Genomic DNA, 25,078 nt, shown 5'->3' with positions numbered 1-25,078 from the left:
CAGGGCGGGAAGCCTGACATGCCGTCCGGCGGCCTGCCGCCCGCCGGTTCAGAACTTCCGGCTGAGCGTAACCGTAACGTCCCGGCGCAGACCATAGAAGCACTGCGTCACGTCGCTGCAACGGGACAGATAGGTCCGGTCGAGCAGGTTGCTGGCATTGACCTGCAGGCGCCAGTCCTGGGTGTCGTAGTGCAGGATGGCATCGAACAGGGCTACCGGCGGCGAGCGAAGCGTATTGGCCGCGTTGCCGTAGTAATCGCTGGTGTAGCGGACGCCGAAGCCGGCGCCCAGGCCGGCAAAGAGGCCGGTCTGCTGGGTGTAGTCCGCATAGCCCGAGATCTTGTTGCGCGGCACGATGGTGAGCTGCTGGTCGAGGTCGGCCCCGTTGCTCTTCAGCACTTTGGAGTCCGTGTAGCTGTAGGATGCGTTCAGGCTGATGCGATCGAAGATGCGCGCCACACCCTCCAGCTCGAAGCCCTGCACGCGCACCTGGCCCGCCTGCACGCTGAAGAACGGATGCGTCGGATCGGGATCCGGCGTGAGCACGTTGTTCTGCACCAGCCGGTAGACGTCGGCCGTGGCCAGCGCGTTCACGTTCTGCGGCAGGAAGGTCGGCTGGAATTTCACGCCGCCTTCGATCTGGTTGCCGGAGGTCGGCTTGAACGAATGACCCTCGAAATCCGCGCCGGATGTGGGCTGGAACGATGTCGCATAGGCGATGTAGGGCGCCAGCCCGATGTCGGACACATAGTTCAAGCCGGCGCGATAGGTGAAGTGGGCGGTATCCGTTTTGGTGCCGGTGTTGGTTTCGCTCAGCCAATCATTGCGGCCGCCAAGCGTAAGGACCCAGCGGTCGAGCTTCATCTCGTCTTCGGCGTAGAGACCGGTCTGGTTCTGCCGCTCATGCGCATAGGGCGCCATCGACGGCGTCGTGATCGGCTGCACATGCTGGGGATGGAACAGGTCAATTGGCGGCGCCAGCGAGAAGCCGTTGGACGAAACGTCCATGTAATTTCGATAATCGAGACCGGCCAGCAACCGATGCGAGACGGGGCCAGTATCGAACGTCGCGGCCAGGCGGTTATCGACGTTGAACGACTGGACGTTTTCGTTGAACGGGAAGTTGTAACGCTGGACCGTGCGGTAATCGTCCGGCACGCCATCGCCATTGGCATCGAGAAGACCCGCGCCATAGACGTCGAGCATATGGGCGTCGCTGCCGAAGAATTTCAAATTCTGCGTGAAGCCCAGCCAGTCGCTGAATTGATGCGTGAACTCGTAGCCGGTGCCGAACTGGGCGCGGCGATAGTCGTTGTACTTCGTGTCGCCGAGATTGGTGTCGGTCGGAACCTTGCCCAGCGGATTGGGCAGCGCCACGCCGTAGATCGGCAGGAAGCCGCCGCCGTCGCCGCGGACATTGTCGTACTGGAAGTAGTTCAGCAGCGTGAGCGAGGTATCCGGCGCGATGTTCCAGGTGAAGGACGGCGCCAGATAGACGCGGTTCGAGCGCACCCCATCGGTCTGCGTGCCGCGCGTATAGCCGAGCGCCGTCATGCGGCCGAGAAACTCGCCGTCATCGTCCAGCGCGCCGGTGACGTCTCCAGCGAGTTGCAGGTTGCTGTACTCGCCATAGAGAATCTGCGCCTCGCCGCCGAAATCCGCCTGCGGACGGCGGCTCGCCACGTTCACGATGCCGCCCGGCGGCGCCAGGCCATAAAGCGTGGACGATGGGCCTTTCAGGACTTCGACGGTCTGAAAGCCGTAGAGGTCGACCCCCGCGCTCGACACCGAGCCGACGGGCGCCTGCAAACCGTCTATGAATTCGACAGGATTGAATCCGCGCAACGTCAGCCAGTCGTAGCGCTCATCCGAACCGTAGTTCTCGCCGGTGATGCCGGCGGTGTAGCGCACCGCCTGGCCGAGGTTCTGCCAGTTGAGCAGGTCGATCTGGTCGCGGGTGATGACCGACACGGCCTGCGGCGTTTCGATCAGCGGCACGTCCATCTTGGTCGCGTCGTTGGTCTGCTTCGGCACGTAGTGGGGCGCGCTGACCACGACGGTTTCTATGGTGTCGGCCGAGGCCGGCGTCGCGAGCGCAAGAAACGCAGCGCTTGCCAGAAGCGCTCCGCAGACTCGAAGCATTGCGCCGTGGCCGCGCGGCGCGGCATTGCTGTTGCGGACGGACGCCGCATTCCTGTCGACGGGCAATAGAGGCTGTCGTGCGTGGCGGCCGGATTCGGCACGTCGGCATGAACTTTCATGTGTCGAAATAAGGATCGGAATTTGGGAGAGAACCCGGGAATTACTCCGATGCTGCCGCCATGCCATGAAAACGCCCCGTCTGACTTGTCAGTCGTCCTGGGACCGGCCCGGATACCCAAGCTCGGCCATCGGCGGGATGGGAAATTTCATCGCCATCGTATTGCCCGCCCCTGAGAGTGCGAATTATTTGCATCTAGCGGTTAGTCCAGGACGTTGTCAATGCATCTCAGTCGCAGAATCTTTCGTCTCCGATCCCTTTTGATAGACAGTAGACGGACGATAATTTTGCCAAGTGAGTGAAGTGGTGTGCGCGACAGGGATCGAACCTGTAACCCCTACCAGGGGCTATCCAACGATTTCAATGGCTTACGCTAGCTGGCGTATGCGCAAATGGGGCTGGAAAAGAGCTGATTCTCGCCCCGGTTGCGTTACACTTGCGGGCTACCAGAACGCCAGTTCTCGCAGTTCGAGCTGGCATGCATTCTTGTGCATGTTCATTCCGTTCCTCCTCCCCGAAGGATTCGCTCATCAGGGATTGGTCAATTGCTGCAGCGCACGCCAGCGCCGATATTGGTTGGCTTTTTTCGGATCGGGATTTTCGTGGCCCTGCAACAAAACCGAAACCAGTCGACGCTTCCGCCCTGCGAGGCGAGCCTCTCAACCGGATTCGTCGGCACATGCTCGTCGCTATGGAGCAGAACAAAATCGACGGGCTTGTGAAGATAGCGCAGAGCCTAGGATTTTTGTTTGCCGTATTCCCGAACGCCCGCGGTCGTCGATCCGCACAAATCCGACCCTTCCAAGAGATAGCCAAAAATCTTTGTGACAAGCTCTTCGACTTGGTCGCCTGCAGGTTCGCGCAGCGACTTGACGAGCAGAATGCGCCTTAAGATTCCGATCCCCATGAGAAAAGCCGCAACCAAAGCGGCCCGGCTCTCGGCCGGATCCGGCAACCTTCCTGCAAGCGGCATGACAAAATTGTCCAGGACGAATTTGCGCAGAACCGGCATCGCATCCGGACTCGAAAGAGAGCGAAGCATGATATCGAGAGCAGTGACTTTATTGGCGGACTTTGCGCCGTCGCGCTGAAACAATAATCTTGCAAAATAGATTGTGAGATCGCTCGCAGTGCCAAGGGGAATGGTGTGATGAGAGATTGTCGCCTGAACAGCTTTGGCAAAAAGTTGTGCCTTTGAGCCAAAACAGCGATGGACATAGGCGACATCGACGCCGGCATCCGCCGCAATATCCCGCAGCCCAGTATTCTCGTAAGAATGCGCGGCAAACCGCGATGCCGCAGCCTCCAGTATGCGGTCACGAGTCGTAGTCTTGGATTCTGCCGCTTTTGTCCGGCGCAAGTCGTCCTCACAAAAAAGCAAATGCTAACAATCAAGAAAACATTGCATCTCGCCGGTCAACAGCGGTTGATCAAGATCAAAGGCCGCGCCGGGCGATATGGTTTCTATTGCTGAGTTGATTTTGGAGAGCGTTTATGACGGTGGAAAATGGGGCGGTTCAGGCGAGAACGGCCTCCACTTTTGCCCATCGCTCATTCGAAAAAATCCGGAAGCGGCCGGTGGTTTTTGTCGCCGCGCTTGTCGTCCTCCTGGGAGGTGGCTATCTTGGTTGGCTGACACTGGCAAGCGGCGATCTGCCAGCGGGCATCGCCAGCGGCAACGGCCGCATTGAAGCGATCGAGATCGACGTCTCCGCCAAAATTCCCGGGCGGATCAGCGAAGTGCTCGCCAATGAGGGCGATTTCGTCCGGGCCGGCGAAGTACTCGCTCGCATGGATACCACACAGTTGGAAGCACAGCGCCGCCAAGCGATGGCGCAGCTGCAGCGTGAGATCATCGGGGTGGATACTGCCACCAGCCAGGTGGCGCAACAGGAAGCCAATAGGCTCGCGGCGATCGCCACCGTGGCCCAGCGAGACGCGGAGCTCGACGCGGCGCAGAGAAGGTTGGCCCGATCGGAGCGGCTGGCGAGGGATCATGCCGTTGCGCTCCAAGTGCTGGACGACGATCGTGCAAACGCTCAGGGCGCGGTCGCGACAGTCAATGCAGCACAGGCCCAGGTCGCTGCCGCCGCCGCGGCGGTGACGACCGCCAAGGAACAGGTTATCGACGCGCGATCGGCCGTCGATGCGGCGCGGGAAGCGATCCAAAGCATCTCCGCCGATATCAATGACAGCGTGCTTCGGTCTCCCCGCGACGGTCGCGTGCAATACCGGGTCGCCGAACCGGGCGAGGTTCTTGCCGCTGGGGGACGCGTTCTTAATCTCGTCGACCTAAGTGACGTCTACATGACCTTCTTCCTGCCGGCGGAACAGGCCGGACGGGTTCCCATCGGAACCGATGTGCGTCTTGTGCTTGATGCCGCGCCCCAATACGTGATTCCGGCGAAAGTCAGCTTTGTAGCTGACGTTGCTCAGTTCACCCCCAAGACCGTCGAAACCGAGGAAGAACGGCTGAAGTTGATGTTCCGGGTGAAGGCGCGGATCGCTCCCGAGCTTCTTCGCAAGTACATCACGCAGGTCAAAACAGGCCTTCCGGGAATGGCCTATGTTCGTCTTGATCCGCGGGTTCCTTGGCCGGCAAAGCTCAGTGGACCCGTTGCACGATGAGTGTTTCCGCAGTTGGAGATGGGCCGCTTGCGCCGACGCCGGTCTCGCGGCTGCGAAATGTCGGGCTTTCTTACGGCAAGACCCGTGCGCTTGAGGCCGTTACCCTGGATATCCCCTCCGGGCGCATGGTGGGTCTGATCGGGCCGGATGGCGTCGGAAAATCCAGTCTTCTTGCGCTGATCGCCGGCGCGCGCGTCATTCAGGACGGGCGTGTCGAGGTTCTCGGCGGCGACATGGGCGACGTCCGGCACAGACGCCTGACATGTCCGCGGATCGCCTATATGCCTCAGGGTCTCGGCAAGAACCTCTATCCGACGCTTTCGGTATTCGAGAACGTCGATTTTTTTGGACGGCTTTTCGGACAGAACAAGCAGGAACGCGAAAATCGCATCGACGATCTGCTGAACAGCACGGACCTCGCACCGTTCGCGAATCGACCTGCCGGCAATCTTTCCGGCGGCATGAAGCAGAAGCTGGGTCTCTGTTGCGCGCTGATCCACGATCCCGATCTTCTGATTCTCGACGAGCCGACGACCGGCGTCGATCCTCTGTCGCGCCGCCAATTCTGGGAACTGATCGACAGCATCCGGGCCAACCGCGCCGGCATGAGCGTCATCGTCACGACCGCCTACATGGAGGAAGCGGCCCGTTTCGATTATCTGGTCGCAATGAATGCCGGGCGGGTGCTCGCGGCAGGTACGCCTGCAGAGATTCTGGAGCAGACGCACGCCCCCGATCTTGATGCGGCCTTTATTCTTCTGTTGCCGGAAGACGAGCGCAAAGGGCACACCGAGGTGGTCATTCCGCCCCGGCTGCCGGACGGCGATGGGGAGCCCGCGATCGAAGCCGAGCATCTCACGATGCGTTTTGGCGATTTCACCGCCGTCGACGATGTGAGCTTCCGTATCGCGCGCGGAGAAATATTCGGATTTCTCGGCTCGAACGGCTGCGGCAAGACAACGACCATGAAGATGCTGACCGGGTTGTTGCCTGCCACGCAGGGCAGCGCCAAACTATTCGGTCGAGAGGTGGACGCAAATGACATAGCCGTACGCCAGCGGGTCGGTTACATGTCCCAAGCCTTCTCTCTTTATTCCGAACTGACCGTCCGGCAAAACCTCGACCTGCACGCCCACTTATTCCATATGGCACCCGACGCCATTCCAGCGCGGATCACTGAAGTAACACGTCGTTTCAATCTCACCGACGTCCTGGACTCCCTACCCGATGCGTTGCCGCTCGGAATCCGCCAGCGACTGTCGCTGGCGGTCGCGATGATTCATTCTCCCGACATTTTGATCCTGGACGAACCCACGTCCGGCGTCGATCCCGTGGCGCGCGACGGATTTTGGCGGATTCTGTCGGACCTCTCGCGCAAGGATAACGTGACGATCTTTGTCTCGACGCACTTCATGAACGAGGCTGAGCGTTGCGATCGCATTTCGCTCATGCATGCGGGGCGCGTATTGGTAAGCGATGCGCCCGCCGCGATCATACGGAATCGATCGTCCGCAACGCTGGAAGAAGCCTTCATCGCCTATCTTCAAGACGCCATTGGTGAGACCGCGGCGGCATCGGCCACTATCGCGAGAAGCACGGGCCGCTCGTCGGGGCCAGCAACTGCTCGCAATGAGCGTCCGCCATCGGGTGGCGTCCGGCGCCTTTTCGACCTGCGCCGCTTGCTGGCTTACGCGCGCCGCGAGACGCTCGAACTTCGCCGCGATCCCATTCGTGCAACCCTGGCAACGCTTGGCACGGTGATCCTGATGTTCGTAATCGGCTATGGGATCAACATGGACGTGGAAAATCTGCCTTTTGCCGTCCTTGACCGAGACGACACAACCGTCAGTCGCGACTACATCCTGGAGATTGCCGGGTCGCGCTATTTCACCGAGAAGGCCCCGATCACGGACTATGCCGATCTCGACCGGCGCATGCGTGATGGCGAACTGAGTCTAGCGATCGAGATCCCCCCCGAATTCGGGCGTGACGTTGCGCGCGGCCGCAACGTCCAAATCGCCGCTTGGATCGACGGCGCCATGCCCGTCCGGGCAGAAACCGTGAGCGGCTATGTGCAGGCGCTGCATGCGCAGTGGCTGACCCAGAAAGCGCGTCAGCTCTATGGCGACGCCGCAGTCGTCGGCAACTTCCAGCTTGAGATTCGATACCGGTATAACCCCAATGTCGAAAGTCTCGTGGCCATGGCGCCGGCCGTCATCCCGCTCCTTCTGCTGATGATCCCGGCGATGCTGGCCGCTCTCAGCGTGGTGCGCGAAAAGGAGCTTGGCTCCATCATCAATTTCTATGTGACGCCCACCACACAGCTCGAATTCCTGATCGGCAAACAGATTCCCTATGTCGCGCTTGCCATGTTCAATTTTCTATTGTTGACGGGCGTTGCGGTATACATCTTTCGCGTCCCGTTTACGGGAAGTTTTGCCACATTTGCCGCCGGGGCGTTTCTCTATGTGATCGTCACGACCGGCATGGGCCTGGTGATCTCGAGCTTCATGAGCAGCCAGATCGCGGCCATATTCGGAACCGCATTGCTCACGCTCATTCCCGCCGTCCAATATTCCGGACTGATCGATCCGGTGTCGTCGCTCCAGGGCGTTGGCGCCTTCATTGGAAGAATTTATCCGACGACATATTTCGTGACAATTTCGCGTGGCACCTTCTCCAAGGCGCTGGGGTTCACAGACCTCGCGAGCACCTTCATCCCGATGCTCATCGCCATTCCCGTCCTTCTTGGCATTGGCGCCGCTCTTCTCAAAAAGCAGGCTCGCTAGCCATGCGTTTTGACAATATCGCGCAACTTGGAATCAAGGAATTGCGCGGCCTCCTGCGTGATCCCATGCTGGTGGTGCTGATCATCTATTCCTTCACATTGTCGATCTACACGGCGTCGAAAGCCGTCCCCGAGACTCTCAACAACGCGGCAATCGCGATCATCGACGAAGACCAGTCGCCGATGTCGTCACGCATCATTACGGCATTCTATCCGCCCTATTTCGCCGTGCCCCGGCTCATTTCCCAGGCGGAAATGGACAGGCGCATGGACGCCGGTATGGATACTTTCGCGTTGGATATTCCGCCCAATTTCGAACGTGACCTGCTTGCCGGCCGTTCGCCGACGATCCAACTCAATGTCGATGCAACCCGCATATCGCAGGCCTTCACCGGCGGCGGCTACGTTCAAGCCATCGTTACCGGCCAAGTTGACGAGTTTTTGGATCGCCACCGTTCCGCGGCGCCTCCACCGGTCGATCTGGATCTACGGTCTCGCTTCAACCCCGAACTCAACAAGGGCTGGTTCGGCGCCATCACCAACGTCATTTCGTCGATCACCATGCTGGCAATCATCCTGACCGGTGCCGCGCTGATACGGGAGCGCGAACATGGAACCATCGAGCACCTGCTCGTCATGCCGGTGACGCCGATCGATATCATGGCGAGCAAGGTCTGGTCGATGGGGCTGGTTGTGCTTCTTGCCACTGCATTCTCGCTTACGTTCATCGTTCAAGGACTGCTGGCCGTGCCGATACAGGGCTCGATCCCTCTTTTCCTGATAGGCGCAGCGTTGGACGTTTTCGCCACGACCTGTTTGGGGATTTTCCTCGCAACGGTCGCCGGTACCATGCCGCAATTCGGCCTTCTGCTGATGCTGGTTCTGATGCCGTTACAAATATTGTCTGGGGGCACGACACCGCGCGAAAGCATGCCAGACGTCATCCAATATGTGATGCTGGCTGCACCCAACACGCATTTCGTGATCTTGGGGCAAGCTATTCTATTCCGAGGCGCTGGTTTCGATATCGTCTGGCCAGAATTTGCGTGGCTTGCCGCGATCGGGACGATCTTGTTCTTTATTTCGTTGCAGCGTTTTAGACGATTTCTGCAATAGGAGATCAGCACGATGTGCCACATAATGGTTCCGAAGCAAGGCAGCGCGATCAGCGTCAATCTGGATTTAGCGATCTCAATGTCCGCGAGTTCTGGCATTAGAGCCATCGCCTCATCAAAGCGCATCCAAATTCGTGCTGAGGCGAGTTTGCAAGATAGTTGTCGTCGCGTTTGTCGTATCGCGTGGCGATGGCTCGGAATTGCTTGAGTTTGTTGAAGAACCGCTCGATAAGGTTGCGCTTGCCATAGGCTTGCCCCTCGCTCAACTGCAGTACAATCGGCGATCCGCAGGCATCGACGAGAGCGTGGATCTTGGTGGTCAGCCCGCCCCGCGAGCGACCCATGCAACGGGATCGCGTCTCTCTTTTTGACCGTTGGCGGCGTGCTGGTGCACCCGGATCGACGAGGAATCGATCATCTGGATGTCGCCGTCATAAGCCTTCGACACCGCTTCCCGAAGACGATCCCACACGCCGGCCTTGCGCCACCGGTTGAAGCGGTTCACGCAGGTCGTGTGAGGGCCATAGCGTTCCGGAATGTCCGCCCAGGGCGCTTCCGTTCGAAGACGCCAGAATATCCCGTTCAAGACCCGTCGGTCGTCCACCCGCTCAACCCCGCGCACCTTGTTCGGCAGCAGCGGAGCGATCACCGACCACTCGAAATCCGTCAAATCGAAGCGAGCCATCCAAACTCCCATCGCCGGAAATTCGAATCACCGTTCGCCTAAATTGGGAACCCCTTTTCTTTTTGAGTATGTGACCTAGTGCCCGAGGTGGAACCGGTGTCCCGAGGTGTGCGGACGGCGGCGAGGTATGCGGCGATAGGGTAGGTAATCCGGTTCCCACATCGTCCCCGCGATACGGCGCGCGAGAGCTTTGGCACCAAACCTGCGAGCCACGCCGTCCTTCGCGGCCTGCTGCGCCACGGCGACGGCCACCACACGGGCAACGGCGCGCAAATCCGGAATTGCCGGCAACAGGAGACCGGAAGGTTCCTTTGCGGCGGGAGAAATTCCGGCAAGCGCCCTGGCAGCGGCCATGAACATGGAGTCGGTGACCCGTCGTGCACCCACGGCGAGCACGCCAAGACCCATGCCGGGGAAAATGTAGGCGTTGTTCGTCTGCGCAATGGATACGGTTTTTCCGTTCCAGCTTGCGGAAGGAAACGGACTGCCCGTGCCGATGAGCGCGCGCCCTTCCGTCCACGCCAGGAGGTCGGCGGGCGAGGCCTCGCTACGCGATGTGGGATTGGACAGCGGAAAGATCAGGGGTCGCGCGACATGGCGCGCCATCTCGCGGATTGCGTCCTCCTTGAAAGCGCCGGCCTGGCCCGAAACGCCGATCAACGTCGTGGGATGCGCGTTCGCCATGACGTCGAACAGGCCGATGCGCGCGGGATCCCGCAGCTTCCAGCCCGCAATCGCTTCGCGCGGTTGTACGAACGGGGCTTGCGCCGACGTGATGTTCGCCATGCCCTCGACGAGAAGCCCGTCGCGGTCGATGGCGAAGAAACGGCGCCGCGCCTCCTCTTCGCCCATGCCGTCCTCGATCATGGCGCGTAGAAGCAGGGCGCAAATTCCCGTTCCCGCCGATCCGGCGCCGACCAAGGCGATGCGCTGCTGCGCCAGCGGCACGCCCGTCACGTTTGCCGCGGCAAGCAGTGTGCCTGCGGCAACGGCTGCCGTGCCCTGAATGTCGTCGTTGAACGTGCACAGCCGGTCGCGATATCGCTCGAGCAGGCGGCCGGCATTCGGGCTCGCGAAGTCCTCCCATTGCAGAAGCACATGCGGCCAGCGGCGCAGAAGCGCCTGTACGAAGGTCTCCACGAATTCATCATAGCGGTCGCCGCGCACGCGCTCATGTCTCCAGCCGACATAGAGAGGATCGGCAAGGCGCTCTTCGTTGTTCGTGCCCCCATCAAGCAAAATGGGAAGGGTTTCGACCGGGTGGATGCCCGCGCAAGCCGTGTAGAGCGCGAGTTTGCCGATGGGAATGCTCATGCCGCCGGCGCCCTGGTCGCCCAAGCCCAGAATACGCTCGCCGTCGCTGACCACGACGATGCGCACCCGATCGAAATGAGGGTCGGCGAGAATTTCCGCGATGCGGTTGCGATTGGGATAGCTCAGGAATACGCCCCGCGGCTTGCGCCAGATTTCGCTGAAGCGCTGGCTGCCCTCGCCGACCGTGGGCGTATAGATCAGCGGCAACATCTCCTCGGTATGGCGCACGAGCAATGCATAGAACAGCGTTTCGTTGGTGTCCTGGAGGTCGCGCAGAAACGAGTAACGCTCGAAATCCGACGAATAGGCTCTCAGCGCTCTCAACCGGCGGTCTACCTGTTCGTCCAGCGTGCCCACATGCGGCGGCAACAGGCCGTGCAACCGGAAGAGCCCGCGCTCCTTGTCGCTGAACGCCGTTCCCTTGTTGAGAAGGGGTTGGTTGATCAGGTCGATGCCAGTCAATTCCGTTTCGACATAGCGGGCGCGACGCCCCCACCAAAAGCGCGTTATCACATTATCCCCCAACCGCTCGCGCCCCTGGCAGGGACCCAGAAGCCTGAACTCCCGACAGCGTCCTTCTTTCCACGCAGCAGACGCGATGACCAGTCTATTGCTCGTGCTGGGCAAAATTCATCAAATCATCATGCGAGGTCCGGGAAGGCGCATAACCACAAACAGGCGCGACGATGCCGTTCAATTGGGCAGAGACGCTAGCGGATGTGCAATTGCCGAATGGTAAATAAGATATTCGCAGATTTGCAGTTGGGGCGACCGAAGCCTTGACGCAACACTGATGGGCCAACAGTGCGTGGGTCGTTCGAATGTTAACGCTCGCCGGTCGTTTGCAATGGTGAGCTTGGCGAGAATGACTTAGTCTCGATAATCGACCCGTGGGGCTGGTCATGGGGTGCTTCCGTTCGGGGTTGGGGTGTGCGCGACAAGATTGTGACGGTGTTCGGAGGCTCGGGCTTCCTTGGCCGCCATGCCGTGCGGACGCTCGCGCGCGCCGGCTTCCGGATCCGCGTTGCGGTGCGCCAGCCCTATATCGCCGGATTCCTGGCGTCGATGGGGCTCCCGGGCCAAATCCAGGCCACGCATGGAAGCGTCCGTTCCTCAAGCGACATTGCGCGTGCAGTACGTGGCGCCAGCGCGGTCGTGAACATGGTGGGTGCGCGCGCGCCTTGGTCGGGCGAAGGATACAGGGCGCTCCATCTCGACGGCGCCATCATGGTCGCGCGGGCGGCGATGGACGCGGGCGCGCAGACACTCGTGCACATCTCCACGCTCGATGCCTCCTTCCGTTCGCGCACGCGGCAGGGACGCATCAGGGGACAGGCCGAAGCCGCCGTGCGAGAGGAATTCCCCGCCGCGACAATCCTGCGCCCCGCGAGCGCTTTCGGACCGGACGATCGCTTCACCAACCGCATCGCCGCGCGCGCGCAGATGTTTCCGGCGCTCCTGTTGCGCAATGCGACGACGCGTTTGCAGCCGGTGTTTGCGGGCGACATAGGCGCGGCCGTCGCCAAGGCCGTCACCGATCCCGGATGCGCAAACGGTCGCACCTACGAGCTTGCAGGACCCAATGTGCTGAGCCATCGCGCGCTCAGCGACTGGATCCTCGGGGCGATCGAACGCGAGCGGGCCGTGGTTTCATTGCCGGGCGGCGCCCGCATCGATCTTGTCATGCGCAAGGGCGCGCTCTCCTTCGCCGATCTCGGGATCGAGCCGGCGAGCCTTGCCGTGCTCGCGCCCACCTATCTCGTCAGGTTTCGCGGCAAGGGCCAATTCCGGCCCCGCGAAATCCCGCCCCCAGCGCAGAAGACGGGGGGCATCTCCGTCGATTCGACGGCGTGGACCGGGTAGCAGCGCGTGGGCGATAGAACCGGCGACCGTGACGGGACGTTCGCGTGCAGGTAGTCATGCGCAAGAGAGCCATGCTCGCCTCCGTGCGAGCGGCAAAACAGTATCAAGGTGATGGAGGCCAGGGCCGCCGGCCTTGGGACATGCTGGATTGGATTCGCCCCGGCGCGGCTCGATACCGCCGAGGGCAAGGCGACGATTGATCTGCCGCAGGACTGCCTGCCGGTCGCGCCGATCATCGCCTTGCGGGGATCGGAGTCGACTCTCCGCTCCCGAATTGATCGGTATCTTCCGTGACAGGCTAAGTTACAAATGGGGTGAAACTTGGTGTGAGGGCACCGGCGCCGCATGGGCCGCGGCAGCCCGCGGCGACACCGGTGACGCATAGCAACTCAGCGCGCCGATCGCGTTGGCGCCATAGTCAACATACTCGTTCTCCTGTTTCACCGCCGCGTGGTGCACGGCGATAGGCAGGTAGACATAGCAGATCGTGCCGTCGACCGGATCGCGCAGCCGCTGCACCACCGTGTCCTGGAGCGGGCCGGCATATTGCGCCTGAAGCTGCATGCGCGGCAGTGCGGGATGCGGCGGCAATGGCGGACGCGGCGCGGCATCCGGTTCAGCCGCCGGGGCTGCGACTGGCGCGGGATGTCCGACATTGGACAGCATTCCGGTCGAGACGAGCGCGGCGCCCCCGGCGCCGGCCATTGCCGATATGAGCGTCGCCAGCAGCACGGTCGCGCCGCGCGAAGCGAGGAACCCCGACCGCGGCAAAGCATCGTAAGTCGTCATCGTCATCAAAACCTCCATCCGACGGAAGCGGAAAAGCCTGCGGAGCCTTGCGAGTCGAAGCTCGCGCCGGCGCGGGCCACGGTGTGGTCGCCAAAGACGCTCGAAGCGCCGAAGGACACCGCGGTCTGGCCGTTATATTCGCCGACGCCGACACCGACGACGCCATTGTCGTCCGGATAGGCCTGCGGCAGGCTGCCGGACGACAGCGCAAGCGCGGTGCCAGCATTGCTGCGCGAATCCATGCGCGCGATGTCCGCACTGATGGCCGCGGCCTTCTTGTCGGTGTAGGCATTGGCCTGATTTAGCGTCGCGGTCGCTTTGTCGTCCGTATAGGCGTTGGCCTGGCCCACCGCCGCAACGGCGCGCGTGTCGGTGTAGGCGTCGGCTTGGTTCAGCGTCGCCGCATTCGTCGACTGGAGCTGACCGACATTGACCGCGTCCGTCGCCGCGGCGCCCGCGGCGACATTGTGCAGCGTTGCCGCCTGGCCCGACGGATTGAACGTCACATTCGTATGGGATGGGCCGTCATAAGCCACGGCGTTCTGGCCAATGGCCAGCGCCGTATTGGCGGTGCCCTGCGCCACGGCGACGTTTTGGTTGGTCGTGTAGAGCTGGCCGCCCGTCACGACATCGCCGCTGCTCGCCGCGATAGCGCCGTCGGCAACATTGGTCAGAACGCGCCGGTTGGCAGCGGTGCCGAAGGACACTGTGTTGGCGACCGCGGCGACCGAACCGTTTCCAATCGCCACGGCGTTTTCGGCAGTCGCGCTGGCGTTCGCGCCGAGCGCGGCGGAATCGGCGCCCGTCGCAATCGCGAAATCACCATAAGCCGAGCCGCCATTGGCGGCCGTGGCACCGTTGCCGACCGCGACAGAGCCTGTCGCGGACGCGCCCGCGCCAATCGCGATCGCATTCGCTCCAGTCGAGGACGCGCCGTAACCCATGGCGATCGCGCCGTTCCGAGTCGCCTCGGCACCATTGCCGAAGGCGATCGAGGAATCGCCGCTCGCGACCGAGCCGGTGCCGATTGCCGCAGCGTCGCCGCCACTGGCCTGCGCCGCCGTGCCGGAGCTGTTGACTTTCACATAGGTCGAGCCGCCGGCCGATAACGAATTGATGTCGCTCGCCAGATTGCCGACATCGGCTTGCAGCGCGGCGATCTGGGTCGTGTGGGTGCCAACCGCCGTCGTGAGGCCCGATATATTCGCGACAGCGCCGTCGATCGTGGTGTTCAGTGTCGTAATGTCAGTCGTATTGGCGGAAACGGTCGTCTGCAGGCCGGCTATATCGGATGAATTGCCCGAGACCGTCATTGTCAGATTGGTGAGGCCTGCCGCGTTGTTACCGACGGCGGTCTGCAGTCCGGCTATGTCGGACGTGTTGCCGCTGACGGTTGTTTGCAGGCGCGTAACGTCGCTCGTGTTACCGGAGACCGTGGTCGTCAGGTCGCCGAGATTGGTCGTTAGCGACGCGATGTCGGACGTATTGCCGCCCACCGTGGTCCGCAGGCCGTCTATATCCGAGGCGTTGCCGGAGACTGTCGTCGTTAGGCTGGCAAGATTCGCGTTGGTGGTGAAGAGCTGGCCAGCATTCACAGCGTCGGTGCCGCCGGATATGAGTGTCCCAGCCGCGACGTTGACGAGCCTGCGCTCGCTGCCAATGGCGCCGAACGACACGGTGTTGGCGACGTTGGCCAATGCGTTGGAGCCGATGGCAACGCTGTTGGAGCCCGTCGCCCGAGCGCCGAGGCCGAGCGCGACAGCGTTCGCCGCGCTCGCCCCGGTACTGGCGCCGATCGCGATCGCGCCGCTGACGGATGCGCTGGCGCCAAAAGTCAGCGCATTGTCGCCGCCGCCGAGCGCGATTGTGTTCGACGCGTCGGCGGAAGCATGCGCGCCGAGCGCCGTGCTGTAGCTGCCGCCCGCCGAGGATTGGACGCCGAAGGACGAACCGGCGAATCCGGTGGAACTGGCGAGATCGCCGACCGCCGCACTGGTATCTCCGCCGGCCGCGGCCGAATTGCCGATGGCGAGTGCAGAATTTCCGTTCGCAGCGGCGAACTCACCGAATGCCGAGCTGGAATTCCCGCCGGCGCCGAAGCCGAAGGCCGAGCCGCCGTCATGCGCGCTCGAATTCATGCCAAAGGCGCTCGCCGCAATTCCGGTGGACGAGGCCGCATTACCCATCACCGTGTCGTCGCCGTAATTGGCGAGCGCCGCGGCGCCGACCGCGGTCGAGCCGGTTGCAGAGGACTGAAGCGCGCCGGCCTGCGCGCCCGCGCCGATCGCAGTGTCGTTGGCATTGGTGAAACCGTTGCCGCCATTGCCGCCGGCAAGCGCGCCGGCGCCGAAGGCGCTGTCGCTCACGCCGAGGGCGTAGCTGTTGCCGCCGGTCGCGGTGGTGTTGTTCTGGAGCGCGCGCGTTGTAGCCCACCGCGGTCGCATAAGTCTGCCGCTGGCTGCCAAGGGGAAGCCCGGCGACGCCGGCCTGGGCCGCAGAACCAAGGGCGGTGGAGAATTCATTGCCGAGCGCGACGGTCGCGCCATAGCCGAATGCGGCACCGTGATCCGAATTATCGCTGACGAGAGCTGAACCGCCGACCGCGACCGAGTCGTCGGCCCGAACATTGGATGCGCCGCCGATGGCGATTCCGGCCTGCCCCGATTGGGCGTGGCTGCCGCCGCTTTGACCGACGGCAGCGGAGGCGCCGAGGACGATCGAATCCGCGCTGGATGCATTGGCGTTGTCGCCAAAGGCCATGGCATTTGCGGCGGTCGCCACGGCGCTGGAACCGAGCGCGACACTGTTGGTGGCGCTGGCCGTCGAGGCGAACCCAATGGCCATGGCGTTGCTCGAAAGCGCCGATGATTCGGAGCCGAGCGCGGTGGCATTGGCCGCATTGGCCGTCGCGCCGTAACCGACGGCGGTGGCGTAGGTTTCGCCCGTCCCGGTGGCGCCGGCCTCTGCCCCCGCGCCGAGCGCCGTGGTGTAGGCATTGGTGAAGCTGTTGGCGGAATTGCCGGCCGCGATGCCGCCCGCATAGGCCCCCACACCAAGCGCCGAGGAATTGGCGCCCGTTACGCTGCTCCCCGCGCCGACGGAGGTCGCGTTGGTCGCGTTGGCGATGGCGCCGCCCCCGAAAGCGCTGGCGGCCGTTCCGTTGGCGAGCGTGGCTTCGTCGACATCGATGACGCCATCGTGATTCCAGTCGTAACCGCCACCGATCGCGGAGCTGTAAGCGCCGCTGGCGGACGAGAAATAGCCGCTCGCGACGCTGTAAAAGCCGCCGGCGGAGGAAAAATAGCCGCTCGCCACGCCGTAGAAGCCCGTGGCGGAGGCGCCCTGACCGATCACCACGCTACCGGGGCCGCTCGCGCTGCTGAATTAACCCACGGCGTTCGAGGAGTCGCCACTGGCATCGGCCGATGTGCCGATTGCGGTTGTGTCGTTGTTGGAGGACGAACTGCCATAGCCCAGCGCGACACTTTCGTCCCCGGTGGCGCTCGCACCGGCGCCGGCGGCAAGGCCGTGCTCGGCGATGGCAGAGGCGCCGGCGCCGAGGGCGACCGTGTTCGAATCCGTGGCCGATGCGCCCTCGCCCACGGCAAGGCTATGTACCCCGGAAGCCGAACTGGAGGCGCCATAGGCGGCGGCGGAGTCGCCGCTGGCATGGCTCGAAAAGCCTGAGGCGATACTGCTTGCCCCTGCCGCGCTCGCATTAAAGCCGAAGGCTGATGCATGCTGGGCACTGGCGACGCTGGAATTGCCGAACGCGCTGCTGTCGCCGCCATTGGCTTGCGCACTGTAGCCGACCGCCGTGTCGTGGAAGGTGCTTCCGTCGGCGGCGCCGGCGCGGCTGAAGTCGCCGATGGCGACGGAGCCCGACCCATAGCCATGCGCGGCACTGGTGCTGTTGGAGTCGCCGCCGATGGCTATGGACCTATCGCCGGACGCCGTTGCATAGGCGCCGCCCGCGAAGCTGCTGGTGCCGGACGCGGTTGCATTGTCGCCGAAGGCGGACGCGTCGACGCCCGAGGCATTGGTGAAATAGCCATATGCCGAACTCTGACCGCCCTGCGCATAGGCATGGTAGCCGATCGCCGCGTCGTAAGGAGAACTGCCGTCGGACTTGCCTGCGATGCTATCCGCGCCGATGGAAATTCCAGCGGTTCCGTAGGTCAGGGCGCTGGAAGTCGTCGAGCCGTCGCCGGCGCCGATCGCCACCGAAATGTCGCCTTGCGCAGAGGCGCGGGCGCCCAGCGCGATCGCCTGATCTCCCGAAGCCGTGCCGTCATAGCCGTAAACGACGCTCTCAGTCCCGGAAGCTACCGAACTCGTGCCGCAGGCGATCGATCGCGTACCGCCCGCCGTTCCGCTGCCGCACGTGTCGCCAGCGGCTTCAGCCGGCGCGATCGATAAAAGAACGGCGGTGGAAGCCGCCGCTAGGAGCGATAGACGCAGCTTGATCATGACACCCCGGCACTTCTTCGTTCGGCTAATTGAGTTTCAAATAGGCGATGACGGCCTTGGCCAATTCGGCGATCGCGCGCTCTCCATCGCTCCGCGTCGGCGACAGGGGATTGATCACGATGTTGAACAGGAAGCCGTAGATGATCTGAGTGGCCACGCGGACCTCTAGATCCAGATCGCGGCCGGGTTCGCTACGATGTGCGCGTACGGCATTGCCGATCACACGGTCGAGATCGGCGCGTACACGCACCACGGCGATGAAGGCAGGCGGGAAGTGAACGCCGCGCTCGACCACGGCGCGAAAAAGGCCCCGGTGGGCGAAAAAGAGATCCGCCACCCCCGACACCAGTATCTGGATCAGTTCAACCGCGCCCATCCCCGCTCCAGGCACGGGCAGGGCCTGAACAAGAGCCTGCGCTTCCTCAGCAAAGCGCTCGACGATGCCGGCGAACAGCGCGCTCTTGTCTTTGAATCGGAAGTAGACCGAGCCAGTCGAGCAACCCGCCGCTTTGGCTATGTCGGCGATCCGGGCGCCTTCATAGCCCCTCTGGCTGAACGCCTCTTCCGCCGCAGCAATCAGCCGGTCACGCGTCTCGCGTGAACGTTCCTGCAATGCTGGCAAGGAGTTAGCAGGGCTTTCCTGCCTGCTGTCGTTGTCCCGCCTACCGGCCCGGTCAGTTAACTTGGGCATCGATACAATCTGAATCTGGATGCAGATTCAGATTTAAAGAGACGAAACAGTGGAGTCAACGACAATCGAAAGATTTATTCGTGGAGTCCTCCGTGCTTAGACGCTGAGACACCCGCGGAGCCGAAACGGTTCTCCGACCTTGGCGCCGTGCGCCCGTAGCCGCATCCGCACGCTTTGTTGATGGCCGAATGCACTTCCCATATGACCCGGCAAGACCTCGATCGAAGCGCGATGCGCGAGCCGCGCAGTGACGCTGGTTTCGGCGATAAGGATGCCATCGCCATCATCCGGAGCCATTTGGCCGGCTGATGCGGTCGCGTCCGCTGGCTCGCCCTCATCGGCCATTTCGACGATCAGACCGCCCGGAAGATATTCACCGAGGATGCGCGGGAGTTCGAATTGGCGGCAGCCACGAAGGCGAGCGCGATTCCGGTGTTGCCGCTGGTCGGCTCGACCAGCGTGGTTCGCTGCGGAGAAATCTCGCCTTCGCGCTCCAGCGCTTCGATCATCGCCACGCCAATGCGATCCTTGACGCTGGAGATCGGGTTGAAGAATTCGAGCTTGAGCAGGATCTCGGCTCCCACGCGCGCCTGTTTCGGCAATCGCGCCAGGCGCACCAGGGGCGTATTGCCGATTGTTTCGGTGATGGAATTGAACACACGGCCACGGCCAGGTTTCGGCAGGTCCGGCTTGCTGGTTTCAGACATGGTCAACCCCGATTGCGGCGGCGCGCGACCTTCTACATCAATCGCCCGTGGCGTGCGGATCGATCTCGCGGATGGGCAGATCCCAGTGGTTCAAGGTCAGTTCCCTTCATATTCGCGCCGGAAAATGCCGCGGCGCTGAAGCTCCGGCACGACCTCGTCCACGAACTCGTCCAGGCCTTGCCCACCGGAAGGATTTGGCCGGTCAGGTAGCCGTTCAGCATCAAATAAATATAAGCCGCAGCGGCTTCGGCAGGGGATGCAGCACGCGGCAAAGGTAGGCCGGCCGTAGCTGTCTCTATTCGTCCCGCGCTGCCCGGCCTATTCGTTATGAGCTCGGTCAGGGTCAGCCCCGGACAGACCGCGTTGATCCGCAGAGGCGCGAGGTCGACCGCCAGACCGCAAACCAGATGCTCGACGGCGCCCACCACGGCCGTTGGCAGCGGCGATCCCTTCGATGGGCGATGGGCGAGCATGCCGCTCGTCAGCGTAACCGAGCCGTTCGGCGCGATGATATGGCGGGCGTGCTTGATAATCGCAAGCGCCCCCCAGAAGCGCACTTCGAAGGCTTCTCGGGCCAAAGCGAGGTCAAGGTCTTCGGTCGAAGTGAACACCCTTCGATCGAACTCGCCCGCCGTGATCGCCAAATGATCGAATGGATCAAGACGACCCAGGAAGCCTGTGGTGCTCGCTTCGTCTTTAAGGTCGACAACATCGCCCGTCGCTCCGGGCAAGCGCTCAAGCGCCGAGCCGACGCTACTGGCCTTGCTGGACGCGATGACCAGAGCCGCTCCCAACTCGCGCGCCAGCAGAGCCACGGCGAAACCGATACCGGAGGTTCCCCCGATGACGACGACCCGCTTCCCCGCAAGCGACATCATTGGCTCCGTCATGGTTCGTCTCCTTCGAGACCGTCGCGGTGGATCCGTCCCTTGCGGGACGGGTCCACCGCGTTGCTGCATCAAAATTTTGCCCTCAAAGTAATGCCATACCTAGCAGGCGGGTTGTAGGAAACAGTCCTGCCGAGATAGGCCGTGACACCTGCGCCCGAGGGTGCTGCCAACAGCGCCTGCGAGGCGATGTTTTTCGCATCGAGAGCATTATTGGCGAAGACCGAGACATCATATCTGCCATCGTCCAGCAGTACGCCCGCTCGCAGATTGAGGTTCGATTCCCCCGGCACCTGCGTGTAGATCGACTGGGTTACGCCCGTGCTGTAGTCGCTTGTATAGGAATACTGCGCATAGCTGTAAAATTCCGCGTCAGGCCCGATCTGAAAATCCCAGGACGGGGTGACGGCCAAGGACAGCTTGGGCGAAAAGGGCGCCACCTGCCCGGTGGCGTTGACGGTCGCCACGCCGTTGTAGCTCAACTCCGCGGGGGCGGGCAGCGACAGCGCCTTCTGATAGATGGCGTCGTTATAGGCGCCGTCGAAGGTCACCCCAACGCCATCCCCCAGAACAGCCGTCGCGTCCCACTCGATGCCGCGCGCGCGGATATTGCCCGCATTGGTGGCGCCTCTGTACGAGGTGCCATTGGGCAGGAGATAGGAGATGGACGTCTGGAAGCCGTAGAGAACCTCGTTATAAGCCGTGATATTGAGCACCAGGCGATCATCGAACAGTTCGGATTTGACGCCGATTTCGTAATTGTCCGTGGTCGTCGGATTGACGGCGACCTGCGAAGCAATGGCCGAACCATTGTTGAGATCCAGGCCGCCGGCCTGGAATCCGTTACTGAACGCGACATAGGTCAATATGTCGGGCGTGATCTTGTAGGACAGGCTGGCCGAGCCGGAGACATTGCCGGACGATGTCGACGCGTTGAGAGGATAGCCCGAGGTCGCGACGCCGGCCGGATAGCCAGGTGTCGTGTAAACGACGCCGGGATTCCTGAAGACCGCGCCGATTGCGTTGTAGAACGTGTTCAGCTGGGCGTTCGTCACGCCGGCGGGAAGGGTCTGGGGGAGACGGCTTGTATCGACCGGGCTGCCGCCGCTCTTGCGATCATAGGTGTAGCGTAGGCCGCCGGTCAGATCGAACTGATCATCGATATGCCAGGTTGCCTGGCCATATACGGCCGCATCCTGATTCTGCACCGTTGTATTTTCGATGATCTGCGCGCCCGTCAGCTGCGAGGCGAAAGAAAGAGGAATGGGCGCAAAGGTGGCAGAAATAGGAGTACCAATTGCGGCTTTATAGGCATTGTACCAGGGAATCACATCGGCGCCGAACTGGTGGACTTGGTAGTGGTCCTTGAGCTTGGAATACCAGAGGAAAACACCGGTCTGCCACTCGATCGCCCCTCCGCTGTTGGAGGCCAGGCGCACTTCCTCGCTAAACTGATCGTCGCGGCTGATCGCCTCGTTGTCATAGATGTCGAGTGGCGAGGCGTCGCTGTCCTGCGGCGGATGGAAATCCCACATGCGCCAGGCGCTGATCGAGGTCAGGGTTGCCCAGTCGAGATTGTAGTCGGCCGTGACCGATACCCCGCCATTCGTCGTGTGCGTACGGTTATTGTTGTTGGTGATGTCGGCATCAGGATTGACCGCCGGAATCCAGTTCTGCACCCCGCCATAGCTTCTGAGGTTGCCCAATGCCGCCAGAGCCTTCGTAACAGTCGTCTGTTGTGCTGCGGTCGTATTGATTCCCCAGTTGCCGGGGCCAAAAAGTGTTGTGATTCCGCCGCCGGAGCTGAAGCCCGCCGAACTGTCGTTCTCGACGATCAGATCGCCGGTGATATTGATGCTCAGTTTGTCGCTGGCATTGATGAGGAATTGTTGGCGGACGCCCCAGCGCCCCGTGCCCCCCGTTACGGTCTGGTTGCTAGCGGTCGGGGCATAGATGCCTTCCTGCGCCGCCGCGTTCTTGAAGCTGACCTTGAAAGGCGTGGGCAGCCAGCCGTCGGCGCTGGTGCCATAGATCACGGTGCGATAGGCGATGTCGTCGGTGATGGGGCCTGTGAGGATCGCCTTGCCCTGGAAGAAACTGTAATTGCCGGACGACACCTCGAAACTTTCGCTCGGCGTGAAGCTGGGCTTGTTGGTGGTGATGTTCAGCGCGCCGGCCGCGGCGTTGCGTCCGAACAACGTGCCTTGTGGGCCGCGCAATATTTCGAAGCTGCCGACATCGACAAGATCCTGGAGCACCTGTCCCGGACGGGCCTGGTAGACTCCGTCGATATAGACGCCGATCGCGTTGTCGAGACCGTCGGCGGCGGTGGGAGCATAGCCGATGCCGCGTATCAGCACCGAGAAATTGCGCGGATTGCCGCCCGTCGAGTTCAAGCCCGGAGTCTGAGCGATAAGGCTCTGCAGATCGATCGTGCCCTTGCGTTCGAGTGTCTCGCCGCTGATCGCCTGCAGCGATATCGGAACATCCTGGCTGTTTTCCGCCCGGCGCCGAGCGGTCACGACGACCGTCTCAACAGTCTGCTCGCCGCCTAGCGGCGACAGGTTCGCTGCGACTCGCGTGGTGTCTGCTGCAGCAACTCGGGTCGTGCCGTTCGAATCGCTGTTCGGCGCATCGGCCGCCCAAGCGAAGGACGGTATAGCCAGAACCGCGGTCGTCCCGAGCAGAACCCGGAGAAAAATAGAACGCATAATCAGCACTCCCTCGAATGCAACGCTGCCGCGAAAATGCGGAGGGGCTCCCGTGAACAAGCATCGTGATCGGCTGAAGCCGCCGCGCGCTTGGTGCGCGCAATGACCGTCGATATGGCATCGCAGACGCCAACACCGCTTTACTTGCCCTTTGGCCCCCGCTCCGCATCCCCGCACAATTCATACTCTAGTAAATCGATATATATTGACTGCTATCGAGTCAATAGACGCTTTTCGTTTCGAGCTGTGCGGGCATCGCAGTGATCCTTGCATTTCTGGCATCTGCAGGCCGACACGCCGATATGACCGAAGTGGTATGCGTATCGTTCGCGCGAAGAGACACCGCAGCTGAACAACACTTTACTATATCTAGTTGATATAGTATCAGCGTCTGCTTCTTCCGCGAGAGGCGCGTTCCTCTGCCATGGCGTCATGATCCGCAAAACTGACCGCCGCAATCTTCTCAAAGCCGGCGTGCTGGGTGCCATGGCCCCGGCGGCCGCTCGCGCAGAGAACTTCATCACACCCGCCATGACGACGCCGGCAGCGCCGGGTGCGCCGTACGGCACGCCGGCTCCCGTAGAGGCCGACGTGAAACGGCTCGCGACGCCGCTGGCGCCGCAGATTTCGCCGGGCACCGCCTCGTCCCGCACGCCTTTGCACAAGCTGGACGGAATCATCACGCCCAGCGGGCTACACTATGAGCGGCACCATGCCGGTGTGCCGCAGATCGATCCCACCACCCATCGGCTTCTTCTGCACGGGCTGGTCGAGCGGCCGTTGGAATTTTCGGTTCCGGCGCTGCTGCGCTATCCCCGTGTCAGCCGCATCGCGTTCCTGGAGTGCGGCGGCAACAGCGGCGCCAACGCCGCCGCGGCGCCGCCCCAGACCTCGGTGGACCTGATCCACGGACTGGTCTCCTGCAGCGAATGGACCGGCGTACCGGTGGAGTTGTTGCTCGACGAAGCCGGGATTCACCCCGATGCCGCCTGGATCGTGGCGGAAGGCGGCGACGCGGCCTCCATGGCACGCAGCCTGCCGCTTAAACCTGTCTATGAGCAGGGCCTGCTGGCACTATTCCAGAATGGCGAACGCTTGCGTCCCGAGCAGGGCTATCCCGTGCGTCTTTTCATGCCGGGCTGGGAAGGCAATCTGAATATAAAGTGGCTGCAGCGCTTGAAGTTGGTGAAGGAGCCGGTCTTCACCCGCGAAGAGACTTCCAAATACACGCAGCTTCAGCGCGACGGCACCGCCCGCGAGTTCGATTTCATCATGCCGATCAAATCGGTGATCCTGTCGCCGTCGGTGGGAATGACGCTCGCGCCCGGCTATCAGCAGATCACCGGCCTGGCGTGGTCCGGCCATGGCGCCATACGCGGCGTGGAGATCACGGCCGATGGCGGGCGGCATTGGCAGAAGGCCGAACTGTCGAGCCCGGTGCTACCGCAAAGCCTCACCCGTTTCCGCCTGGAATGGGCCTGGGATGGCAAGCCCGTCCTGCTGCAAAGCCGGGCCGTCGATAGCGCCGGCAATCATCAGCCCAGCCACGCGGCATGGGCTGCGCGGTTCGCGCCCGGCCAAGGCTATCACTACAACGCCATCCAGAGCTGGCAGGTCGACGCCGATGGCAAGGTCCACAACGTCTATGCGTAGCGTGGTTCTTGCCCTTCTCCTGGTCCTCTTCTGCGGCACAGCCTTCGCCGCGCCGCCGCGTCCGCACCTCGGAGAGCCCGCCGATCCGGGCCGCATCGCGGCCTGGGACATTCTGCCGGGTCGCGATGGCAGCAATCTACCGCCGGGCCATGGCAGCGTCGCCGAAGGGCAAGCCATTTTCGCCGAGCGCTGCGCCATGTGCCATGGCGAGGCCGGCGCGGGTGGTCCGGCGGATCGCCTGACCGGCGGCGTCGGCTCGCTGACATCGCCCCATCCGTTACGCACCGTCGCCAGCTACTGGCCTTACGCCACAACGCTGTTCGGCTATATCCGCGCCGCCATGCCGATCAACCAGCCGCGCAGTCTGAGTGCCAACGACGCCTATGCGCTATGCGCCTATATCCTGTCGGTGGACAAAATCGTACCCGGCGACGCGGTGTTGGACGCGACCAATTTGGCGGCGGTGAAAATGCCCAACCGCGACGGCTTCCGGACCGTCTGGCCCCGCACACGCTGA

19 protein-coding genes and 2 pseudogenes are annotated in these 25,078 nt (G+C 62.5%); 8 read left to right on the top strand and 13 right to left on the bottom strand.

The window, feature by feature from the left end:
- Positions 1 to 48: 48 nt before the first annotated feature.
- Positions 49 to 2,055: a TonB-dependent siderophore receptor gene (locus WDM86_01345; GenBank protein MEI9988655.1), complete on the bottom strand. Its 2,007-nt coding sequence runs from the start codon at positions 2,053 to 2,055 to the stop codon at positions 49 to 51.
- 941 nt (positions 2,056 to 2,996) lie between these two features.
- Positions 2,997 to 3,620: a TetR family transcriptional regulator gene (locus WDM86_01340; GenBank protein ID MEI9988654.1), complete on the bottom strand. Its 624-nt coding sequence runs from the start codon at positions 3,618 to 3,620 to the stop codon at positions 2,997 to 2,999.
- A gap of 134 nt (positions 3,621 to 3,754) precedes the next feature.
- Here WDM86_01340 and WDM86_01335 point away from each other — a divergent pair, with 134 nt between their 5' ends.
- Genes WDM86_01335 through WDM86_01325 form a run of 3 tightly spaced genes read left to right on the top strand, consistent with a single transcriptional unit; the run spans position 3,755 to position 8,792 of the window.
- On the top strand, positions 3,755 to 4,888 hold the full coding sequence (locus tag WDM86_01335) for an HlyD family efflux transporter periplasmic adaptor subunit (GenBank protein ID MEI9988653.1): 1,134 nt from the start codon (positions 3,755 to 3,757) through the stop codon (positions 4,886 to 4,888).
- Positions 4,885 to 7,677, top strand: coding sequence for a ribosome-associated ATPase/putative transporter RbbA (rbbA, locus tag WDM86_01330; GenBank protein MEI9988652.1), 2,793 nt, complete (start codon positions 4,885 to 4,887; stop codon positions 7,675 to 7,677). The genes WDM86_01335 and rbbA overlap by 4 nt, the downstream gene beginning before the upstream one ends.
- Positions 7,678 to 7,679: 2 nt before the next feature.
- Positions 7,680 to 8,792 (top strand): ABC transporter permease, encoded by a 1,113-nt coding sequence (locus WDM86_01325; GenBank protein ID MEI9988651.1) that lies wholly within the window; start codon positions 7,680 to 7,682, stop codon positions 8,790 to 8,792.
- 148 nt (positions 8,793 to 8,940) lie between these two features.
- Here the strand turns inward: WDM86_01325 and WDM86_01320 are convergent.
- Positions 8,941 to 9,476: pseudogene (locus WDM86_01320) on the bottom strand (IS5 family transposase).
- A gap of 75 nt (positions 9,477 to 9,551) precedes the next feature.
- Positions 9,552 to 11,303, bottom strand: coding sequence for an NAD-dependent malic enzyme (locus WDM86_01315; GenBank protein ID MEI9988650.1), 1,752 nt, complete (start codon positions 11,301 to 11,303; stop codon positions 9,552 to 9,554).
- Positions 11,304 to 11,720: 417 nt separating this feature from the next.
- Here WDM86_01315 and WDM86_01310 point away from each other — a divergent pair, with 417 nt between their 5' ends.
- Positions 11,721 to 12,653: a complex I NDUFA9 subunit family protein gene (locus WDM86_01310; protein MEI9988649.1), complete on the top strand. Its 933-nt coding sequence runs from the start codon at positions 11,721 to 11,723 to the stop codon at positions 12,651 to 12,653.
- A 303-nt stretch (positions 12,654 to 12,956) separates the two neighbouring features.
- On the opposite strand, the gene WDM86_01305 is transcribed toward WDM86_01310, so the two are convergent.
- Complete coding sequence (locus WDM86_01305; protein ID MEI9988648.1) at positions 12,957 to 13,448, bottom strand: hypothetical protein; 492 nt, start codon at positions 13,446 to 13,448, stop codon at positions 12,957 to 12,959.
- Positions 13,448 to 15,139: a YadA-like family protein gene (locus WDM86_01300; GenBank protein MEI9988647.1), complete on the bottom strand. Its 1,692-nt coding sequence runs from the start codon at positions 15,137 to 15,139 to the stop codon at positions 13,448 to 13,450. Before WDM86_01300 ends, WDM86_01305 begins: the two co-directional genes overlap by 1 nt.
- Here WDM86_01300 and WDM86_01295 point away from each other — a divergent pair.
- Both WDM86_01295 and WDM86_01290 read left to right on the top strand, forming a co-directional pair.
- Positions 15,123 to 15,356: a hypothetical protein gene (locus WDM86_01295; GenBank protein ID MEI9988646.1), complete on the top strand. Its 234-nt coding sequence runs from the start codon at positions 15,123 to 15,125 to the stop codon at positions 15,354 to 15,356. The genes WDM86_01300 and WDM86_01295 overlap by 17 nt on opposite strands.
- Positions 15,357 to 15,404: 48 nt before the next feature.
- Positions 15,405 to 15,647 carry a hypothetical protein gene (locus WDM86_01290; GenBank protein ID MEI9988645.1) on the top strand — a complete coding sequence of 81 codons (243 nt, stop codon included), beginning with the start codon at positions 15,405 to 15,407 and terminating at the stop codon, positions 15,645 to 15,647.
- Here WDM86_01290 and WDM86_01285 read toward each other — a convergent pair.
- From WDM86_01285 to WDM86_01255, 7 genes and pseudogenes are all read right to left on the bottom strand, one after another.
- Positions 15,621 to 16,757, bottom strand: a complete 1,137-nt coding sequence (locus WDM86_01285) for a hypothetical protein (protein ID MEI9988644.1) — start codon at positions 16,755 to 16,757, stop codon at positions 15,621 to 15,623. The two genes, WDM86_01290 and WDM86_01285, sit on opposite strands and share 27 nt — an antisense overlap.
- Positions 16,749 to 16,805, bottom strand: a pseudogene (locus WDM86_01280) (hypothetical protein). Before WDM86_01280 ends, WDM86_01285 begins: the two are co-directional and overlap by 9 nt.
- A 21-nt stretch (positions 16,806 to 16,826) precedes the next feature.
- The gene (locus WDM86_01275) at positions 16,827 to 17,912 is read right to left on the bottom strand and encodes a hypothetical protein (protein ID MEI9988643.1); all 1,086 of its coding nucleotides are present in this window, start codon (positions 17,910 to 17,912) and stop codon (positions 16,827 to 16,829) included.
- Positions 17,913 to 17,937: 25 nt separating this feature from the next.
- On the bottom strand, positions 17,938 to 18,603 hold the full coding sequence (locus WDM86_01270) for a TetR/AcrR family transcriptional regulator (protein ID MEI9988642.1): 666 nt from the start codon (positions 18,601 to 18,603) through the stop codon (positions 17,938 to 17,940).
- 353 nt (positions 18,604 to 18,956) lie between these two features.
- A complete protein-coding gene (locus WDM86_01265; protein MEI9988641.1) occupies positions 18,957 to 19,310 on the bottom strand; it encodes a pyridoxal-phosphate dependent enzyme in 354 nt (117 codons plus the stop codon).
- A gap of 32 nt (positions 19,311 to 19,342) precedes the next feature.
- A complete protein-coding gene (locus WDM86_01260) occupies positions 19,343 to 20,200 on the bottom strand; it encodes an SDR family oxidoreductase (GenBank protein MEI9988640.1) in 858 nt (285 codons plus the stop codon).
- A 68-nt stretch (positions 20,201 to 20,268) separates the two neighbouring features.
- On the bottom strand, positions 20,269 to 22,908 hold the full coding sequence (locus tag WDM86_01255; protein MEI9988639.1) for a TonB-dependent receptor: 2,640 nt from the start codon (positions 22,906 to 22,908) through the stop codon (positions 20,269 to 20,271).
- A gap of 432 nt (positions 22,909 to 23,340) precedes the next feature.
- Here WDM86_01255 and soxC point away from each other — a divergent pair, with 432 nt between their 5' ends.
- Both soxC and WDM86_01245 read left to right on the top strand, forming a co-directional pair.
- A complete protein-coding gene (soxC, locus tag WDM86_01250; GenBank protein MEI9988638.1) occupies positions 23,341 to 24,561 on the top strand; it encodes a sulfite dehydrogenase in 1,221 nt (406 codons plus the stop codon).
- Entirely contained in the window at positions 24,554 to 25,078 is a 525-nt protein-coding gene (locus WDM86_01245) for a cytochrome c (GenBank protein MEI9988637.1), read from the top strand. The genes soxC and WDM86_01245 overlap by 8 nt, the downstream gene beginning before the upstream one ends.

Origin of the sequence: Rhizomicrobium sp., from assembly GCA_037200045.1 — a bacterium.
Taxonomy (GTDB): Bacteria; Pseudomonadota; Alphaproteobacteria; order Micropepsales; family Micropepsaceae; genus Rhizomicrobium.
This window is presented reverse-complemented; position numbering and strand designations above follow the sequence as displayed.